At 61.3% G+C, this 19336-nt stretch carries 17 protein-coding genes and 1 other RNA gene; 5 read left to right on the top strand and 13 right to left on the bottom strand.

Annotated features, from left to right (window positions below; genetic code table 11):
* Window positions 1-7: 7 nt before the first annotated feature.
* The 6 genes from EOL43_RS12450 to clpS form a co-directional block, all read right to left on the bottom strand.
* Window positions 8-1183, bottom strand: a complete 1176-nt coding sequence (locus EOL43_RS12450) for an acetyl-CoA C-acyltransferase family protein (RefSeq protein ID WP_133489077.1) — start codon at window positions 1181-1183, stop codon at window positions 8-10.
* Window positions 1184-1268: 85 nt separating this feature from the next.
* Window positions 1269-1718, bottom strand: a complete 450-nt coding sequence (locus EOL43_RS12455; RefSeq protein WP_240686552.1) for a MarR family winged helix-turn-helix transcriptional regulator — start codon at window positions 1716-1718, stop codon at window positions 1269-1271.
* A 161-nt stretch (window positions 1719-1879) separates the two neighbouring features.
* The gene (gene hemF / locus EOL43_RS12460; protein ID WP_133489081.1) at window positions 1880-2770 is read right to left on the bottom strand and encodes an oxygen-dependent coproporphyrinogen oxidase; all 891 of its coding nucleotides are present in this window, start codon (window positions 2768-2770) and stop codon (window positions 1880-1882) included.
* 96 nt (window positions 2771-2866) lie between these two features.
* Window positions 2867-3694 (bottom strand): SDR family NAD(P)-dependent oxidoreductase, encoded by an 828-nt coding sequence (locus EOL43_RS12465; RefSeq protein ID WP_133489083.1) that lies wholly within the window; start codon window positions 3692-3694, stop codon window positions 2867-2869.
* 46 nt (window positions 3695-3740) lie between these two features.
* Window positions 3741-4730 carry a class I SAM-dependent methyltransferase gene (locus EOL43_RS12470; protein WP_133489085.1) on the bottom strand — a complete coding sequence of 330 codons (990 nt, stop codon included), beginning with the start codon at window positions 4728-4730 and terminating at the stop codon, window positions 3741-3743.
* Window positions 4731-4751: 21 nt separating this feature from the next.
* Window positions 4752-5093 (bottom strand): ATP-dependent Clp protease adapter ClpS, encoded by a 342-nt coding sequence (gene clpS, locus EOL43_RS12475; RefSeq protein ID WP_133489087.1) that lies wholly within the window; start codon window positions 5091-5093, stop codon window positions 4752-4754.
* Between the two features lie 398 nt (window positions 5094-5491).
* Here clpS and EOL43_RS12480 point away from each other — a divergent pair, with 398 nt between their 5' ends.
* The gene (locus EOL43_RS12480; protein ID WP_420867517.1) at window positions 5492-7000 is read left to right on the top strand and encodes a serine hydrolase; all 1509 of its coding nucleotides are present in this window, start codon (window positions 5492-5494) and stop codon (window positions 6998-7000) included.
* Between the two features lie 16 nt (window positions 7001-7016).
* Here EOL43_RS12480 and EOL43_RS12485 read toward each other — a convergent pair whose 3' ends face one another.
* The 5 genes from EOL43_RS12485 to EOL43_RS12505 all read right to left on the bottom strand — a co-directional run bounded on the left by EOL43_RS12485 (window position 7017) and on the right by EOL43_RS12505 (window position 13479).
* On the bottom strand, window positions 7017-8624 hold the full coding sequence (locus EOL43_RS12485) for an ABC transporter ATP-binding protein (RefSeq protein WP_133489089.1): 1608 nt from the start codon (window positions 8622-8624) through the stop codon (window positions 7017-7019).
* Window positions 8621-9727: an ABC transporter permease gene (locus EOL43_RS12490; protein ID WP_133489091.1), complete on the bottom strand. Its 1107-nt coding sequence runs from the start codon at window positions 9725-9727 to the stop codon at window positions 8621-8623. The genes EOL43_RS12485 and EOL43_RS12490 overlap by 4 nt, the downstream gene beginning before the upstream one ends.
* Before the next feature lie 2 nt (window positions 9728-9729).
* Complete coding sequence (locus tag EOL43_RS12495; protein WP_133489093.1) at window positions 9730-10812, bottom strand: microcin C ABC transporter permease YejB; 1083 nt, start codon at window positions 10810-10812, stop codon at window positions 9730-9732.
* A 39-nt stretch (window positions 10813-10851) separates the two neighbouring features.
* On the bottom strand, window positions 10852-12750 hold the full coding sequence (locus tag EOL43_RS12500) for an extracellular solute-binding protein (RefSeq protein WP_133489095.1): 1899 nt from the start codon (window positions 12748-12750) through the stop codon (window positions 10852-10854).
* 180 nt (window positions 12751-12930) lie between these two features.
* Window positions 12931-13479 carry a c-type cytochrome gene (locus EOL43_RS12505; RefSeq protein ID WP_133489097.1) on the bottom strand — a complete coding sequence of 183 codons (549 nt, stop codon included), beginning with the start codon at window positions 13477-13479 and terminating at the stop codon, window positions 12931-12933.
* A 119-nt stretch (window positions 13480-13598) separates the two neighbouring features.
* On the opposite strand from EOL43_RS12505, the gene EOL43_RS12510 reads away from it, so the two are divergent.
* Entirely contained in the window at window positions 13599-14432 is an 834-nt protein-coding gene (locus tag EOL43_RS12510; RefSeq protein ID WP_133489099.1) for a prephenate dehydratase, read from the top strand.
* Between the two features lie 19 nt (window positions 14433-14451).
* On the opposite strand, the gene EOL43_RS12515 is transcribed toward EOL43_RS12510, so the two are convergent.
* Together EOL43_RS12515 and nudC are read right to left on the bottom strand one after the other, a co-directional pair.
* Window positions 14452-14913 carry an SRPBCC family protein gene (locus EOL43_RS12515; RefSeq protein WP_133489101.1) on the bottom strand — a complete coding sequence of 154 codons (462 nt, stop codon included), beginning with the start codon at window positions 14911-14913 and terminating at the stop codon, window positions 14452-14454.
* Between the two features lie 39 nt (window positions 14914-14952).
* The gene (gene nudC, locus EOL43_RS12520; protein WP_133489103.1) at window positions 14953-15915 is read right to left on the bottom strand and encodes an NAD(+) diphosphatase; all 963 of its coding nucleotides are present in this window, start codon (window positions 15913-15915) and stop codon (window positions 14953-14955) included.
* A gap of 228 nt (window positions 15916-16143) precedes the next feature.
* Here nudC and EOL43_RS12525 point away from each other — a divergent pair, with 228 nt between their 5' ends.
* From EOL43_RS12525 to rsgA, 3 genes are all read left to right on the top strand, one after another.
* Window positions 16144-17928, top strand: coding sequence for a bifunctional 2',3'-cyclic-nucleotide 2'-phosphodiesterase/3'-nucleotidase (locus tag EOL43_RS12525; protein WP_166636247.1), 1785 nt, complete (start codon window positions 16144-16146; stop codon window positions 17926-17928).
* Window positions 17929-17965: 37 nt separating this feature from the next.
* Window positions 17966-18063, top strand: an RNA gene (gene ffs / locus EOL43_RS12530) — signal recognition particle sRNA small type.
* A gap of 190 nt (window positions 18064-18253) precedes the next feature.
* Window positions 18254-19285, top strand: coding sequence for a ribosome small subunit-dependent GTPase A (rsgA, locus tag EOL43_RS12535; RefSeq protein ID WP_133489106.1), 1032 nt, complete (start codon window positions 18254-18256; stop codon window positions 19283-19285).
* Window positions 19286-19336 lie beyond the last annotated feature (51 nt).

Genomic DNA, 19336 nt, shown 5'->3' on the forward strand with positions numbered 1-19336 from the left:
TGCGTGCTTACAGACGCTCGATGGCCAGTGCGATGCCTTGACCGCCGCCAATGCACATGGTGATCAGCGCTTTCGAGCCGCCGATGCGTTCCAATTCATACAGCGCCTTCACCGTGATGATCGCGCCGGTGGCGCCGACCGGATGACCCAGCGCAATCGCGCCGCCATTCGGGTTCACCTTGGCCGTGTCCAGACCCAGACCGTTGTTCACGGCGATGGCTTGGGCGGCGAAGGCCTCGTTCGATTCGATCACGTCGAAATCGCTGACCGACAGCCCGGTGCGCGCCAAAAGGTTCTCGACCGCCGGGACGGGGCCGATGCCCATGACCTCGGGCCGGACGCCTGCATGGCCATAGCCGATGATACGCGCCTTGGGTTTCAGACCTGCGGCCTCGGCGGCGTCCGCGCGGGCCAGAACCAGCGCCGCCGCACCATCATTGATACCCGAGGCATTGCCTGCCGTCACGCTGCCATCTTTCTGGAACGCAGGGCGCAGACCGGCAAGCGCGTCGGCGGTCGTCGGCTTGGGGTGCTCGTCGCGGGCGAAGGCCACCACCTCGCGGCGCTTCTTGACCTCGATCGGCACGATCTGGCTGTCGAAATACCCGGCCTCGATCGCAGCAGCGGCGCGGCGCTGGCTTTCCAGTGCAAACGCATCCTGATCGTCGCGGGTGACGTTGTTCTCGGACGCGACGTTTTCAGCGGTGATGCCCATGTGACCAGTGCCAAAGGGGCAGTTCAGCGCGCCCAGCATCATGTCCTGCGCACCGGTGTCGCCCATCTTCTGACCCCACCGCGCCTGCGGCAAGATATAGGGCGAGCGGCTCATGTTTTCGGCCCCACCTGCGACGGCGAAATCAGCGTCGCCCAGCATCAGGTTCTGGGTGGCGGACACGATGGCCTGCAGGCCCGAGCCGCACAGGCGGTTCACGTTCATCGCGGGGGTGGTGTCGGGGATGCCGGCCTCGATCATCGCCACACGCGACAGGTACATGTCGCGCGGTTCGGTGTTGATCACGTGACCGAACACCACATGCCCGATCTGTTCCGGGGATACGCCCGCGCGGGCCATCGCCTCGCGGGTGACGGTTGCGCCAAGCGCGCTGGGCGGGGTTTGGGCAAGGCTGCCGCCAAAGCCACCGATTGCAGTGCGTACGCCGTCAAGAATGACAATATCGGACATGTCTGGACCTCCTGTTTTGAGTTGGCAACACTGTGCCGCAAAGCAGAAGACCTGTCTTGTGTAACGCTCCGTCAGAGGAGCGGGATCAACTGTCCGCGGTGGTGTCGGGGTCCAGTTTGTGCAGCAAACCGGTCAGCGCTTCACGAAAACTGGAATCTTCCGCCCCCAGAAGCGTCGATAGCTGCGCCTCATAGTCATCGGCAATAGGCGCCAAAGCTTCGATCATCGCCCGGCCCTTGTCGGTCAGGCTGAGTTCGACCAGACGGCGGTCCGAGGGATTGATGGTCTTGGTGACATAGCCCGCCGCCTCAAGCCGAGACGCCGCCCGGCTGACCTTGGGTTTGTCCATGTCCACGCGTTTGTGGATCTCGCGTACGCTGACACTGTCGGCTTGGCTCAGATGCGCCACGACCCGCCATTCGGACACCGAAATCCCATAGGCCTCGCGATAGTGTTTGGAAAACTCCGCACTCACCCGGCTGGACAGAACAGCAAGCTGATAGGGCAGGAAATCGTCAAGTTTAAAGCTGGTCACGCGGGGGCCTTTCGGGTTTTCCACACAGCTTGCCCCGACACGTGCGCCAAGGCAAGCCAAAGCCCACCTGTGCATTTTCTTGCCATAAATATCCTTGGGGTGAGCCCGAAAGGGCGAGGGGCAAAGCCCCTCAGGCTCGCGTCAACGAGCCAACGAAGTCTTTAGACCCACTTCGCCATCGGCGGCAGGCTCATCAACACAGCATTTGCGTCGTGCCCGGTCGCCAAGCCAAACTTGGTGCCGCGGTCATAGACCAAGTTGTATTCGGCATAGAGCCCGCGATGCACCAGCTGCGTATCCTTGTCGGCTTCGTCCCACGGCGTGTTGCGGCGCTTCTCGGTCACCGGAATGAAGGCCGGTAGGAAGGCGCGGCCGATGTCTTGGGTCAGGGCGAAATCAACCTCCCAATCACCGGTGTTGCGGTCGTCCATAAAGATCCCGCCAACGCCACGGGCACGGCCACGGTGGGGGACATAGAAATACTCGTCCGCCCATTCCTTCAGCTTGCCGTAAAGCGTGGGGTCGTGCGGATCCAGATGCTCTTTCTGGACGTTGTGGAAATGCGCCGTGTCCTCGTCATATTCGATGCAGGGGTTCAGGTCCGAGCCACCGCCGAACCACCACGCGCCGGGGGTCCAGAACATGCGGGTGTTCATGTGCACTGCGGGGCAATGCGGGTTTTGCATATGCGCCACCAGCGAAATGCCCGAGGCCCAGAAGCGCGGATCATCCTCGATCCCCGGAACGCCACGGGCCGCCATTGCCTGTTGGGCGGGCTTGCCCAGCGTGCCGTAAACGGTCGAGATGTTGACGCCCACTTTTTCAAACACGCGGCCACCGCGCATGAGGCTCATCAAGCCACCCCCGGCATCCGAGCCATCATCCGACTGGCGGGTGGTTTTTGTGACCTCGAACCGACCGGCAGGTTGATCCGACAGGGGACCGTCCGTCTGGCTGTCTTCCAGCGCCTCGAACGCGGCAACGATCTGGTCGCGCAGCTCGTGGAACCACTGGCTGGCGCGTGCTTTTTGATCGGTCATCTGGTCGGTCATCGGTGGCTCCGGGTGTCAAAGGTTACGGCTGTCCTGACCAGCTATCAAAGCTGGGCGGGTTTGGCAAAAGGCAGGATGTCGCGAGGGCGCGCGCGGTCAGTGCGCCGGGTTGCCCACCACGTCCAACAAACTGCGCCCGCCATCGACCTGAACAATCTGGCCGGTCATGAAGCTCGAGGCTTCCGACACCAGAAATTGCACCGCTTCGGTAATGTCCGCGGCTGGTGCGATCCGACCTAAAGGCGTGCCCTCGATGATGTCCTGACGGGTCTCGGGGTGTTCGCGGATCGTGTTGCGCAGGCTTGCGCTCATCAAAGATCCAAACGACACCGCGTTCACGCGGATGCGGTTGGGGGCAAGGGCCACGGCCAGCGACCGGGTCATCTGGTCCACCGCCGCCGAGGCGATTGAATAGGCCATCAACCCCGGCTGGGTGCGGGTCGCCGCGATCGAGGACAGGTTTACGATGGCGCCCAGCGGGGTCTCATCGTCTTCATCGTCCAACTCCTCGCCTTGCAGGATCATGCGCTTGGCGACCAACTGGCTCAGACGCAGGCTGGTCATCAGGTTCTGATCCAGCAGAGAGGTGACGGATTTGTCATCCGCGTCCAGCGGATCGGCCAGCGCCACTTGGCGCGAGGCGTTGACCAGAATGTCCACGCGCTCGAACGCATCGATCGTGGCGGACAGCAGGTTCGCAATTGTCAGCTTCTCGCGTAGGTCGCCGGCGAAAATGCGGGTGTTTCCAGCCTCGTCACTGTCTTCATCGGGGTTCGGGCCCCATTGATCCAGAAGCCCGGCTTCGTCCATATCGGCACAGACCACATTGGCGCCGTGATCGGCGAAATGGCGGGCGATGGACAGGCCGATGCCGTTGGCGGCGCCGGTGATGATGGCGGTCTTGCCTTGGATGTTGAAGGACATGAGCTCTCCTATCTCGGGGCGATTCCCCGCGCCAGACTAGCGGAGTTTACCGCGTCACGCGATGCGGTTTCAGCCCGGCCAGAAGCTTGAAGCCGGGGGTGCCGCCCAGATCCTCGACCACGCGGAAATATTTGGCCAGCGTGTCTTCGTAGGGCAGGTGGCGGTTGGCGACCATGACGAAACGGCCCGAGGGCTTCAGGATGCGTGCCGCCGACTGGATGAAAGCCTGCCCCAATTCGGGACGGCCCGCACGGCTGGTGTGAAAGGGAGGGTTCGAGATGACCACATCATAGGGCTGATCCGGCGTGAACGCAGTGGCATCGTCCCAGAAAAACCGAACGCGCGGGTCGTCGATGTTGCGCCGCGCGCAGTCCAGCGCGACTTTGTCGGCCTCGATCAGGTCGAGCGCCTCGACACCCTCGCGCGACAGGATGTGGCGCGACAGATATCCCCAGCCCGCGCCCAGATCGGCCACGCGGCCATTGATGGCGTCAGGCATGACGGCAGCCAGTACCTCGGACCCTTTGTCGATCTTTTCTGCCGAGAAGACGCCGGGGCGGGTGATGAAGCTGTCGGGTAGGGTGATGTCTTGGGCGGCCCATTCGGGTGCGTCCAGGCCTTGGAACCAGACAATCTTGCCATGCGCTTTCGACAGGTTCCCCAGAAGCTCTGCGCGTCTCTTCAGCGCTTTCAGATGGCTGTCCATCCCGTCAGTCTTCTGACCATCCAGCACAACCAGCCCGCCACCCGTGGCGCGGTCTGCGGCATGCAGCCACGCCTGCGCTTGCGTCTTCGACCGGGGCGCACAGACCAGCGCGGCGGCGAAGCCCGCGTCCGGCAGATCGTTGACCACGTTATATCCGCGCGCGCTCCAGAACTGCACATCGGGATAGAAATGGCTGTAGATTGTCACGCGATCCTTGGGAAGCGCCGAGATATCGTGATCCGGCGTCGGGCCAATCACCAGAAGCGCACCGTCGTCGGGCAGCGCAATCAGCCCATCATCAAGGGCAATGGACAAACGTGTGTGAAGCATCTTGAACCCCGCGCGCGGCGGTCATTCCTTTTCCATGGTGCATTGCAGCGGGTGCTGGTGTTCGCGCGCCAGCTGCATCACCTGAGTGACCTTGGTTTCGGCAATCTCGTACGAGAAGACCCCCGCCACGGCCAGACCCTTTTTGTGGACGGTCAGCATCAGCTCGAATGCTTGCGAGTGGTTCAAGCCGAAGAAGCGCTCCAGCACCATGACGACGAACTCCATCGGGGTGAAATCGTCGTTCAAGAGCAGCACCTTGTACATCGGCGGGCGCTTGGTCTTCGGCTTGGTTGCAACCGCAAGGCCGGCGTCACCGTCATCATCGGGACCACCCGAGGACAGGATGAAGGGTGATGTTGTCATGTCGACATCGCTCCGTGGGTTGCAGTCAAAAGCGTCCGGGACACACAATATAAGGCTTGCCCGCGCCGAGAAAAGGGGCAGGGGGCCGCGCATCCGGGACCGCTCATACAAAATGGGGGCGAAAGTCTCAACAATTGGTTTCATTGGGCTGTTCGGATGCGACAAATCCGCTGTCTGCACGATCCCGTGCGGCCACGGTTTGCGTGCAGATCTAGTAAGTGCGCCGCGCCATGCGCCCCATATCTTGCGGTTGGGGACGTGCCGTGGCCCTTTGGACACGCAATCGGGCGAAGTAAATAAGCGGTTTCCCAAACGAAATCCGCGTGCTAGCCTGAAAAAAACAAATCAGCTGGGCGAAAAAAGATCCGGCGATTGAGGCAGAAAAGGTAACCGTCGTGATGACGCGTTTTAAGCAGTTGGCCCGTTTTGGGTTCATTCTCGCAGTTATTGGCTGTTTGGTGGCGCTTGCCCCCATGCGTGCGCAGGCCGCGCCCTATGCGGCGATGGTGATCGATGCGCGCACCGGCAAAGTTTTGCATTCCCGAAACGCGGATACCCGGTTGCACCCGGCCTCTCTGACCAAAATGATGACGCTTTATGTGGCGTTTGAAGCCATCAAGCATGGCGAGATTTCGGCCGATACGGTCGTGACGATCTCGGCCAAAGCGGCCGCTGAGCCGCCGTCCAAGCTGGGCCTGCGTAAGGGCCAGAAGATCAAACTGCGCTATCTGATCCGCGCCGCTGCGGTGAAATCTGCCAACGACGCCGCCACCGCAATTGGCGAGGCGATCTCGGGCTCGGAAGCCGCCTTTGCGCGCCGCATGAACCGCACCGCCAAGGCGCTGGGCATGACGCGGACGCATTTCAAGAACGCCCACGGGCTGACCGAAAGCGGTCACCTGTCGACCGCGCGGGACATGACCACGCTGGGCCGTCACATTTTCTATGACCACCCGGACTACTACAACCTGTTCTCGCGCCGCTCGACCCATGCCGGTGTGAAAGCGGTCAACAACACCAACCGCCGTTTTCTGAACGCCTACAAGGGGGCGGACGGGATCAAGACGGGGTATACCAATGCCGCCGGGTTCAATCTGGTGGCCTCGGCGGAACGTGGGCAAGAGCGGATTATCACGACCGTTTTCGGTGGCCGTTCGACCGCGTCGCGCAACGCCAAAGTGGCCGAGCTGATGGACCTTGGCTTCCGCCGTGCGCCTAGCCATGCCGCGGTGCGAAAGCCTGCGCTGCCTGCTTATGCGGGCAATGTGGGAACCGACACGCCTGAACCCGGCGCGGCTGGCAAAATCATCCGTCTGGTCACTGCCGTCAAACGCAGCCCGCGCCCTGCGCCCCGTCCGGGTGCGGCGCAAGAACCGGTTGTCGACACCCAACTGGCCAGCCTGACCGATAGCATCAAAGACGCCGTGGTCGCGGTGACAGAAGACGGCACCACCCCGCCCGAGGCTGAAGCTGTTGCGCTGGCTCCGGCCATCGAAACGACACCAGTGCCGACCGCGACCCAGCCCTTCGGTGGCGAGGCGACCGTCGCGTCTGCGGCCATGACATCCCCGCCGCCGCGTCCCGCTGCGATCATTCTGGCTTCGCTGGAACCCGCCGCGCAGCCTGCCGAGGCCGCACCCGAGATCGTGACCCGTATGTCCACGTCAGGTGGGCGGCACTACGCGATCAACGTGGGGGTTCTGTCTACGCGCTATCATGCGGAACGTCGCCTGCTGAAAACGGCGCTGCGCGAGATCGACACGCTGGATGAAGCCCTGCGTAAGGTCGTGAAACGTTCGGATGGGTGGCATGCGAACTTCGTCAGCCTGACGCAGGAACAGGCCGATCTGGCCTGCCGTCGCCTGAACGCCCGCAATACGCGGTGCAAGGTTCTGGGCCCCTCCTAAAAAGGGCCGTCCCACTCTACTGAGAAACAGCGTCGCTGGCCTTCATGTCGAAGGCCGCGGCCATCAGCGCGCGGGTATAGTCTGTCGCGGGTGCATCAAAGATCTGATCCGCGTCACCGCTCTCCACCACGTCGCCTGCCCGCATAACCAGCACCTTGTGGCTGAGCGCGCGCACCACACGCAGGTCGTGCGAAATGAACAGATAGGCCAGCCCGTGCTTCCTTTGCAGGTTGCGCAGAAGCTCGACGATCTGCACCTGCACGGTCATGTCGAGGGCCGAAGTCGGCTCGTCCAGTACCACCAGTTTTGGGCGCAGGATCATGGCGCGGGCGATAGCGATGCGCTGACGTTGCCCGCCGGAAAACTCGTGCGGATAGCGGTGCATCGTGTCGGGGTCGAGGCCCACCTCTTCCATGATTTCCGCCACCATCTCGCGCCGGTTGCGGCCCGGTTCCAGCCCGTGCACGGAGAGACCCTCGGCGATGATCTCCTCGGCGGTCATGCGGGGGGACAGTGATCCATAGGGGTCTTGGAACACGATCTGCATATCACGGCGCAGGGGCTGCAGTTGACGCGATTTCAGCCCCTGAATGCCGTCACCCATGAAGACAATCGGCCCGTCCGAGCTGATCAATCGCATCACGGCCAGCGCCAACGTGGTCTTGCCGGATCCGCTTTCGCCCACGATGCCGATCGTTTCGCCCGCGCGGACGTTGAAGGTGGCTGCGTTCACCGCCTTGATGTGGCCGACAGTGCGGCGCATCAAGCCGCGTTGGATTGGAAACCAAATGCGCAGGTCTTTGGCGCTTGCGATTTCCGGTGCGTCGGCGGGGACGGGATCGGGACGGCCATGCGCCTCGGCCCCTAGCAGCATCTTGGTATAGTCATGCTGCGGGTTCTCGAACACCTCGGCGGTGGGGCCGGCTTCAACGATCTCGCCGTCTTTCATGACGCAAACGCGGTCCGCGATTTTACGCACGATGCCAAGGTCGTGGGTGATGAACAGAAGGCTCATCCCCTCGCTTTCCTTCAGATCCGCCAGCAGGTCGAGGATCTGCGCCTGAATGGTCACATCCAGCGCCGTGGTGGGTTCATCCGCAATCAAAAGCTCCGGCCCATTGGCCAGCGCCATCGCGATCATCACGCGCTGCCGTTGCCCGCCGGACAACTGGTGCGGATAGTTCTGCAACCGCGTTTCCGCGTCGCGAATACCGACCTTGTCCAGAAGCTCCAGAATGCGGGCGCGCACGGCGTCGCCGGTCAGGCCCTGATGCAGCTGGATCGACTCTGCCATCTGCTTTTCGATCGTGTGCAGAGGGTTCAGCGAGGTCATCGGCTCTTGAAAGATAAAGCTGATGTCATTGCCACGTACATCGCGCAGATCTGACTTTGACGCGCCAATCATCTCGCGCCCTTCATAGGTGATGGACCCAGTGACCTCGGCGCTGTCTGGCAGAAGCGACACGGTCGACAGGGCGGACACGGATTTCCCCGACCCACTTTCGCCGACCAGCGCGACGGTCTCGCCCTTCTCGACGGTGAAGCTGATCCCACGCACGGCGGGGTGGCTTTGCCCGTCCTGTCGGAAGCTGACGCTTAGGTTGTTGACGGTCAGAAGGCTCATTGGAAGGTCTTTCTTGGGTCAAACGCGTCTCGTACGCCCTCAAAAATGAAGACGAGCAGCGACAGAAGGATCGAGAAGGTCATGAAGGCGGTAAAGGCCAGCCACGGGGCTTGCAGGTTTTGCTTGGCCTGACGGGTCAATTCGCCCAGCGACGGGGCCGAAGACGGCAGGCCGAAGCCAAGGAAGTCCAGCGTGGCCAATGTGGAAATCGTACCGGTGATGATGAAGGGCAGCATGGTCAGCGTGGCGACCATTGCGTTGGGCAGTACGTGGCGGAACATGATCACGCGATTGGACACGCCAAGCGCACGGGCGGCGCGAACGTATTCGAAATTGCGGGCGCGCAGGAATTCAGCGCGGACGACGCCGACCAGCGCGGGCCAGCCGAACAGGACCGTCACAAAGACCAACAGCCAGAAACTTCGCCCAAGGATCGCGAAGAGGATGATGATCACGTAGAGCGACGGGGTCGAGGCCCAGATTTCCAAAATCCGCTGGAAGATCAGGTCGATCCAGCCCCCGAAATAGCCCTGAATGGCCCCTGCCGTGATCCCGATGATCGAGGTCAGGATGGTCACGACAACGGTGAAGAACACGGACAGGCGGAAGCCATAGATCACGCGGGCCAACACGTCGCGCGCGGTGTCATCGGTGCCCAGAAGGTGCTGCGCATCTGGCGCACTGGGGGCGGCGCCGTCGATGTCGTTGATGGTGGTGTAGCTATAGGGGATCGGCGGCCAGATCAGCCAACCTTTGTTGATCGGTTCACCCTCGACCGTGCCGGTTTTGGCCTCGGCAATCACACCTTCCGGGTCGTCCCAGCAGGCCTGTGACCCTTGGGCGATGATCAGGCATTGCACCTCGATATCGCCATAGACGGCCTCGGTCTTGAAGTCGCCGCCGAACGCGGTTTCGGGGTAGAACTTGACAACCGGCGTGTAGAAGCCGCCATCGTACTTCACCAAAATCGGTTTGTCGTTGGCCAGAAGCTCGGCAAACAGCGACAGGCCAAACAGGATCGCGAACAGGATCAGCGACCAGAAAGCGCGGCCATTGCGGCGGAAGTTGCGCCAGCGGCGTTGGTTGAGGGGGGACAGCGCCATGATCAGACCTCGCGCCCTTCAAAGTCGATGCGGGGATCGACGAAGACATACATGAGGTCCGAGAGGATGCCGACCAGAAGGCCCAGCAGACCGAAGACGAAGAGGGTGCCGAAGATCACCGGATAGTCGCGGGCGAGTGCGGCCTCGTAGCCCAGACGGCCAAGCCCATCGAGCGAGAAGAGCGTCTCGATAATGACCGAGCCGCCAAAGAACACGCCCAGAAAGACCGAGGGGAAGCCCGCGATCACGATCAGCATCGCGTTGCGGAAGACGTGGCCATAGAGCACGCGGTTCTCGGCCAGACCCTTGGCGCGGGCGGTGACGACATACTGCTTCTTGATCTCATCCAGAAAGCTGTTCTTGGTCAGAAGGGTCAGCGTCGCGAAGCTGGCAATCGTCGACGCCAGCACCGGCAATGTGATGTGCCAGAAGTAATCCACGACCTTGCCCCACAGGGACAACTCTTCCCAGTTGTCGGATGTCAGGCCGCGGAGCGGGAACCATTGCAGGTAAGACCCGCCCGCGAACAGCACCAGCAGAAGGATCGCGAACAGAAAGCCCGGGATGGCGTAGGCCACAATGATCATGGCCGAGGTCCAGGTGTCGAAATCCGATCCGTCGCGCACCGCTTTCTGAATGCCCAGCGGGATCGAGATCATATAGGCGATCACGGTCGACCACAGCCCCAGCGTGATGGACACGGGCATTTTCTCGGCCACCAGCTCGAACACGCCGATGGATCGGAAATAGCTCTCGCCGAAATCCAGTCGCATATAGTTCCAGATCATCGTGAAGAAACGCTCAAGCGGGGGCTTGTCGAAGCCGAATTCTTTCTCAAGTTCGGCAATGAATTCCGCAGGCAGACCGCGCGCACCAAGATAGCTTTCGTCGCCACCGCTGGCCTCGATCCCCGCATCCCCGCCGCCCGAGATCGTCTCGAACACATCCCCGCCGCCTTCCATCTGGGCGATGATCTGTTCGATCGGGCCTCCGGGCACGAATTGCGTCAGCGTGAAATTGATCACCATGATCCCAAACAGGGTCGGGATGATCAAAAGCAGTCTTCGCAGAATATAGGCGCCCATATGCGGTCCTTGGTTTTGTGCTCGGTTATCTGGGGCGGGTTATTTCAACACGCCCGCCGCTTCCAATTTGGCGGCTTTGTCCGCGTCGTACCACCAGAAGGACAGTTCGCCCAGAGCCAGCGGCGGCAGATTTTCCGGGTAGCCGAAGATGTCATAGAAGGCCACGGTGTGCTTGTTCTTGTACCATTGCGGAATGGTAAAGCCGATATGGCGCAGCACGCGGTCCAGCGCGTTGGTCGAGGTGCGCAGCTGATCCAGCGTTTCCGACTGTGCCACGATGGGCAGAAGCGCATCCACCGCAGGATCGCGCAGACGCATCAGGTTGCGCGAGCTGTCTTCGGCGGTTTTCGAGTGGAACCATTGCTCTAGCCCCGTGCCGGGTTCGAACCCCATGCCAATCGAGTGGGTTACAAGATCGAAATCGCCCGAGCGGGTCCGCTCGATATATTGCGGGATGTCCACGCGGTCGAGTTTGGCATCCACGCCCAGCTGTTTCAGGTTCTCGACGATGGGGTTGATCACGCGGTCGAAAGCGGGGCTGTAGGTGACGAAAGTTGCCGACATGCGCTGGCCATCTTTTTCAAGGAAGCCGCTCGATCCGATCTCCCACCCGGCGTCTTCCAGCAGTTTGTTGGCCTGCCGATAGAATTTGCGCGAAGGGCGGTTTTCGTCGGCGTCGTGGACCGGCGGCATCACGGCGTCGGCGGTCAGGATGGTTTCGGGCAGCAAGCCTTGATCGACCAGCGGCTGAAGGATCTCGACCTCACCCGCGCTGGGAGCACCCTTGGCACCCAGATCAATGCCGGGCCAGAAGCTGTCGACACGGCTGTAGAGCCCGCGGAACAGGGCCTCGTTCGACCATTCGAAATTGAACATCAGCCCAAATGCGTCACGCACGTTGGGATCCTGCCAAACACCTTTGTCCAGATTGAAGATGAAGCTTTGCGCGGTTCCGACCGATCCATCGGGAAACTCGGCCTTGATTGCATATCCGTTGCGCAGGTTCGGGAAGTCGTAATCCTCGGCCCAGATTTGCGAGGAGTTCTCGGTGCGGAACGTGTAGGTGCCTGCCTTGAAGCCCTCCATCGCGGCGGTGCCGTCAGCGAAATAGATCGCCGTGATCTCGTCAAAGTTATTCTGTCCGACCGACAGCGGATGATCTGCACCCCAATAATTCGGGTCGCGCTCATAGGTCACGTGGCGGCCATAGTCGAAGCTGCCCAGCTTATAGGCGCCGGTCGCCATGAACGGCGCGTCCGAGCGTTCGTCCACCCGTGCGCCAGTTTCTTCGAACCACGCTTTCGACAGGGCCATGCTGCTGCCCGCAAAGCTGATCCGGTCACGTTTCGGGGAGTCTTCCGTGAAGGTGTACTTGACTTGCAGCGGGCCGGTGACTTCGACGCCCGCGACGATTTCCGTGATGATGGCGCGGTATTCGGCGATGCCCTGTTCGACAAACAGGTTGTGGCTGAAGGCGATGTCCTCTGCCGTCATCTTGGTGCCGTCCCAGAAGGTCACGTCGTCGCGCAGGTTGAAGATGACCCAAGACAGATCGTCTGGATACTCCATCGTGGTGCACAGGAAGCAGTAGGTGCCATAGGGGTCGTCTGCGGTCGAGGTCAGGATGCTTTCATACCCGATCGTCGCCATCGAGGCCGTCGTCCCCTTGCGGGTGAACTGGTTGAAGCTGTCAAACGTGCCCTGCGCCCAGATCGAAATCTCGCCACCCTTTGGGGCGTTCGGGTTTACGTAATCCAGATGTGTGAAATCCGGGCCGTATTTCAGCTCGCCGAAATTGGAATAGCCGTGGCTGACCGTGGTCTCGGCCTTGGCGGCCAAAGGTGCCAGCGCCAGCAAGGCCCCCGCGGCCAATCCGAACCCCAGTGTCAGGGCGCGGGTATCAGGTCGGGTCATGGTCTTGGTCTGTGCGTCGCGCATGGCGGTACCTCCGTTCATCAGCGGAATGCGTTGATCCGAGTAAAAAGCGCTGCCCGATAACATTCAAGGCGCGAATTGGTGAACTGGGTGTTAATCCGCCGTACGCCGCCCGAAACGGCGCAACGAAAAAGGCCGCCCGGAATACCGGACGGCCTTTGAATTTCTTCACCGAAGGGGCGCTTAGCCGCCGATGGTGGCCAGATACGCAACCAGGTTGGCGCGATCTTTGTCTTTCTTCAGACCCGAGAAGGTCATTTTGTTGCCCGGAGCGAAAGCTTTCGGGTTGGCCAGCCATGCGTCCAGAGCTTCGATGGTCCAAGCGTCACCGCTCATGCCAGCCAGAACGTCCGAGTAGCCGAAGCCAGCAACGCCAGCGATCGGGCGGTCAACCAGACCGTACAGGTGCGGGCCGGTGCCGTTGGCGCCGTCTTCCAGCTTGTGGCAGGCTTTACACTTGCCCCAGACCTTTTCGCCTTTGGCGGGGTCAGCTGCTGCAACCAGATCTGCAAAGGGAACGGCTTCTTCCTCTTCCGCGGGGGCAGCGTCGCCGCTTTCAACTGCGATGACATAGCCGGTGGCGGCTGCGTGTGCTTCATCGCCATGGCCTGCGCCGTGGCCGCCGCCGCTGGTGTTATACAGCGCGCTGCCGGCCCAGTTGCCCAGCAGAAGTACCAAGAGCGTGCCAATCACGGCGGCGCTCGCTTTTGTAAAGGTCATTGTGTCGAACATGTCGCGATCCGTCTCATCCAAAGTCAGAAGCCTTCTAGCCGCTTCCCTTGTGTCTTTTCAAGCGATATGACGCGCGACTTATAGTCCTTTAACGCTAACCCGCAGGGAGGGTCCGCAAAATGACCAGCCGAATCGCCTTTCAAGGAGAGCCAGGCGCCTATTCCCACGAGGCATGTCAGGCCGCCAGACCGTATATGGAAGCCATGCCCTGCGAATCCTTTGACGAGGTCATCGCGGCCGTGCGCTCGGGGCAGGCGGATCAGGCGATGTTGCCGATCGAAAACACGACCTATGGCCGGGTTGCGGACATTCACCGGCTTCTGCCTGAAAGTGGGCTGCATATTCTGGACGAGGCTTTCGTGCGCGTTCGGATCAGCCTGATGGGGCTACCGGGCGCCAAGATCGACGACATCAAGCTGGTGCGCGCACATCCCGTGTTGCTGCCGCAATCGGCAAACTTCCTGAAGATGCACGGCATGCGCGGCGTTGGTGCTGCGGACAGCGCCGGGGCGGCTGCACATCTGGCGAAAGCCAAGACGCAGGGTGAAGGGGTTCTAGCGTCCGCGCTGGCGGCGGATATTTACGGCCTCGATCTGCTGGCCGAGGATGTCGAAGATCACGGCCACAACACCACCCGCTTCGTCATCATGGGACGCGAGACCAATCTAGAGCGGCGTGGCGAGCATGGCATGATGACCACATTCGTGTTCGAGGTCCGAAATATCCCGGCTGCGCTTTACAAAGCGATGGGCGGGTTTGCGACCAATGGCGTCAACATGACGAAGCTGGAAAGCTACATGGTGGATGGATCTTTCACCGCAACGCGATTCTATGCGGATATCGAAGGCCACCCGGATGATCGGGGCGTTCAATTGGCGCTAGAAGAACTGGCCTATTTTACGTCGTCACTGGACATTCTTGGAGTCTACCCCCGCGATCCCGCCCGCGACTAAGAGAATGCGCTAGGCGCGGTCAGGTCTTGTACCGCGCCTCGATCGTGGCAGCGTATTCCGAGACGCGTTTACGGAAGCGGCGCAGCATCGTCGTGCGTGCCAGCTTCAATGACTGGATTAACAGCCGTGCCGGAATGGTCTTGGGACGCATGTCGACGCTTAGGGTCATGCGTGTGCGCGTGCGGGACAAGGGCACCAACTCGACGTCCACATCGGCGGTTAGTCCCGAGATTTTCGACCAGACGCGCAGCTGGTTCGGGCGCTCGAACTGTTCAAGATTGATGTCGGCAACCCGCTGACGGCCACGATGGGCAAACTTTGCCTGCCAGCTCATGCCCTGTCCGGGCTGGGTCAGCGTATCGACGCGGCGCACCTCGGCCCCGCGGCGCAATGCGGCAAGTTCGAAGCTTTCGAAATCGGTGACGGCGTCGAATACCTGATCGATTGTGGCCTCGATGTCTTCGTGGGTCTTGATTTTCATCAAATGCTCCTGCCATTCGCGTCGACGGTGAAAATGAAGTTAGTCCAAGCGATCCGCAAGCCAGTTCTGCATCAAAAAATGCGCAATTGCACCTTTTCGGGCGGGTTTGATCTCGGGATTGCGACCGGCAAAGATGTCCAGCATGTCCTCGCGCGTGATCCAAAGGGCATCGGCCAGTTCGTTCGGATCCAGCTTGATTTCGGTGGTTGTCGCATGCCCCCAGGTGCCGACCATCAATGATGACGGGTAGGGCCAGGGCTGAGACGCCAGATAGCCAACCGGCCCAACGCGAACGCCTGATTCCTCGTAGACCTCGCGCCGTGTGGCCGCTTCAATGGTCTCGCCGGGTTCGACGAATCCTGCCAGCAGGGAATACATGTCCTCGGGCCAGCCGATTCCCCGCCCCACCAGAACCGAGTTGCCGTGTGTGATCAGCATGATCACCACCGGATCGGTCCGGGGAAAATGCGAGCGCCCGCAATCCCCGCAATCCCGTTGCCAGCCAGCCATCGCAACATCTGTCTTCGTGCCGCAATTGGCGCAGAACCCGTGGATGCGGTGCCATTCCAAGATCGAGCGCGCGGTGGCCGCGACCTCGGCCTCGTCCGGGGTCAGGCCTGCCATCGTTGCGCGCAGCTCGGCAAAGCCAAAGTCCGCGGGCAGATCGGGGTGGCGCTGGATGCTGCGATCCACGAACTGCGTGGCGTCCGGCAGGTCGTCCTCGGGCTCCCACCGGGACACGTCCAGTGCGAACAGCGGCACATCGTTCTGAAGGCCAAGATAAACGCGCGGGGCGGCTTCGAAATCGGCAGGCAGCGTGGCTTGGGTCAGATAAGCCAGATCCCAGCCATCGCCCTCGGGCTTCAGCAGGATTTTCCCGCGCCACAGGGGCAACAGGTGCCCAGTCTGCGCCAATGCGGCGAGCTTTTCCGGGTTTCCACGGCTTTCGGCATCCCGGTTTAGATTGCCTGCTGCAAATGTGACCTGCTCGGCGATTTTCATGGGGCGGTCCTACGTTGGTTCATTGCCGCGCACGCTATCAGAGCCCACCCGACTGTCCAGTTTTGAATCTTGCCGTTATCGGGTCATTAAATTGACATTATGCAACATTAGCGAGAATTGGAGCTACCTAAACACCCAAGGGGTGAGTGTGAAAAGTGGCCGAGGGAAAGAAATGGTAAGGGGATGAGGCATTTCGTTCAGAATCCAGTTGCGGATCAAGGGGTTCGCGTGCGCCTGAGGATCCTGGCCACAACCGATTTGCACATGAATATCCTGCCCTATGACTATCACGCGGACCGGTCTGTCAGCGGGTGGGGGCTATCACGGACGGCGCAGCTGATCGACGCGGCGCGCGGGGAAGCGGCCAATGTGATCTTGGTGGATAACGGGGATTGCCTGTATGGCTCGGCGCTGGGCGAGCGCCTGCCCGATGTGGGCAGCGATCCAGTGCATCCCATGATCCGCGCGATGAACCACCTGAACTATGATGCCATGAACCTGGGCAATCATGATTTCGATCAGGGGCGCGACGCGGTCTTGCGGTCCATTCGCGGGGCGGATTTCCCTGTGCTAACGGCGAATGCGGACCTGCCTAAAGACGCGGGAATTGCACCCTATGTCTTGCTGCGGCGGCAGGTGGAAGACGATCACGGTGGGGTGCAGGTGCTGACGATTGGCGTGATTGGTTTCCTGCCGCCGAACTCTTTGCATCAGGCGCAGATCGACACGCGTGATATTCTGGACACCGCCCTTCGCTATGTGCCTCAGATGAAGGCGGAAGGCGCAGATGTGATTATCGCGCTGGCCCATAGTGGGTTGGGGGACACAGCGCACAGTGCGGATATGGAGAACGTGCTGCATCCGCTCTCGACCATTCCGGGGATCGACGCGCTGGTTGGCGGGCATACGCATCAGGTGTTCCCTGCCGAAGGCGCCGAGGATGACGGCTTTCTGAACGGCATTCCCACGGTCATGCCGGGGTTCTGGGGGTCTCATCTGGGCGTGATTGACCTGTCGATGACCCGTCTTGATGGGCAGTGGAGTGTGTGTAGCGGCGCGGCCAGCCTGCGCGCGGTGTCGGACGATCCCTGTTGCGAGGCTCCTGAAAATAACACCATTGAGGCGCTGTTTTCGGATCTGCACAACAGCACCCGCGCGGCGATGCAGGCGCGGGTTGGGGAAACGGTGCGCCCGCTGAATAACTATTTCACGCTGGTGGGGGCAGACAGCGCCACTCGGTTGGTACAGCATGCTATGTTGGACCACGCTCGTTTGTGCAAAGACGCGCTGGGCCTGCCCGATCTGCCGCTTCTGGCCGCCAGTGCGGCCTTCAAGTCCGGGGGTTTTGGCGGGCCGGACTATTATACGGCCCTTGGTGCGGGAACGCTGACGCAGCGGTCTTTGGCGGACCTTTATATGTTTCCCAACAGCTTTGCGCTGGTAAAGGTGACGGGCGCATTCCTGCGCGATTGGCTTGAGCGGTCCTGCAGCATCTTCAATCGGGTTCTGCCGGGACAGAAGGCGGTGCAGCTGAAAGATGACGGCGTGCCGGGATACATTCACGAGAGCATTCTGGGGCTGACCTATCAGGTTGATCTGACCCAGCCGTCGCGGTTTTCGCCCGCTGGGGCTCTGCGGTCGGCCACCGCGGGGCGCATCAGGGCGCTGTGTCACGAGGGACGTCCTGTGCGGGATGAGGACCAGTTCCTGCTGGCCACGACGGATTATCGCGTGTTGGGCGGGGGAAACTATCCGCTGCCGGTGGCTGAGGACATTCTTCCAGTCGCCCCGATCGAGATTCGCGAGCTGTTGATGGATTATGTTGCCAATCAGGATTGTATCGCGGTCGAAGCGTCTCCGATCTGGCAGTTTGTGCCCGTCGACGGTGCATCTGTCTGGTTTCGATCCTCGCCACAAGGGCGCGAGGTTGTCCAAGAGTATCCGTGGCTTCGTCTGAACGAACTGACCGCATGTGATGCGCGTGGATTTACCTGCTACGAGCTACCGCTCTGAGGCTTGCATCCCTCAGCGCAGCCTCATATATGGAAGGCGAGAGGTTGGCGCGGGTAGGCGCCTCGCCAATATGGTCAGGTCCGGAAGGAAGCAGCCACAACGAGCCCCGTCTGGGTCGTGTTCAGCCTCTCACCTAGTTTCAAATCCCCCGGATTTGAAACCCCGACAGGGGAAACGCAGTTTCCCCAAGAGGGACATCGATTTCCCCGACAGATGAAACGCCGTTTCACACAGTCGGACCAAAGCCCGCGCGGCGATCCCCCACATTCGCCCGCAATTGAACGGAGTGTTTCATGCGTGTTCTACCGGCCCATCAGGACGCCCAATGACGCTGGCGCTTGTGGATCTAGGCTGGTCGCCCGCGTTTGAACAGGAACGCGCCGAACATCCAGACACGCTGACCCCTTATCGACTGACCGAAATCCACCGCGCGCAGATGTCTGCGTTGGGTGAAGCTGGCGCTGTAACGCTGACGACGCCGAAATTCTCGGCCGGTGAACTGGCGGTGGGCGACTGGATTCTGGCCGACCCGGAAATGCGTATTCAGCATATCCTTGAGCGTCGGTCTTTGTTGCAGAGGCGTGGCGCGGGGACGGACGCCCATGTGCAGTTGATCGCGGCCAACGTGGACACGCTGTTCATCGTGACTTCGTGTAACGACGACTTCAACATCGCGCGGCTGGAACGGTTTTTGGCCTTGGCGCACGAGGCCGGGTGCTATCCAGTACTGGTGCTGACCAAGGCCGACCTGTGCGACGATCCCCGCGACTACGAGCGTGAGGCGCAGGCGTTGGACCCGATGCTGACGATCCTGACGGTGAATGCGCGCGATCCTGACAGCGCGGCCGAAGTCGCGGCGTGGTGTAAAGCGCCGCAAACCGCCGCCTTCATTGGCTCGTCTGGCGTGGGGAAAACCACCCTGACCAACGCATTGACCGGAGGTGACGCCGCGACGGGCGCAATCCGCGAGGATGACGCCAGAGGGCGCCACGTGACCACTGCGCGCTCGATGCGCCCGATGTTGCAAGGCGGGTGGATCATCGACATGCCGGGCATGCGCGCGCTGCGGCTGTTGGACTCGCGCGAGGGTATCGACAACGTATTCGACGATCTGGCCGAGCTGGAAGCGCAATGCCGCTTTTCTGACTGTGCACATGAAACCGAGCCGGGTTGCGCTGTACAGGCTGCCATCGCGGCGGGGGATCTGGATCTAGAACGGTTGGATCGCTGGATGAAGCTGCGCAAGGGCGAGAAGAAGAACTCGGAAACCGTGGCGCAGTCGCGGTCACGGGAGAAGAAGTTTTCGAAAATGGTCAACGCGCATGTGCGTGGGGCGGGCAAGCGGAAAGGTCGTTAGCTCGCTTCGCGAGCCTGAGGGGCTTAGCCCCCTGCGAAACCCCTGCGGGCT

Source organism: Aliiroseovarius marinus, from assembly GCF_004360145.1.
Lineage (GTDB): Bacteria > Pseudomonadota > Alphaproteobacteria > Rhodobacterales > Rhodobacteraceae > Aliiroseovarius > Aliiroseovarius marinus.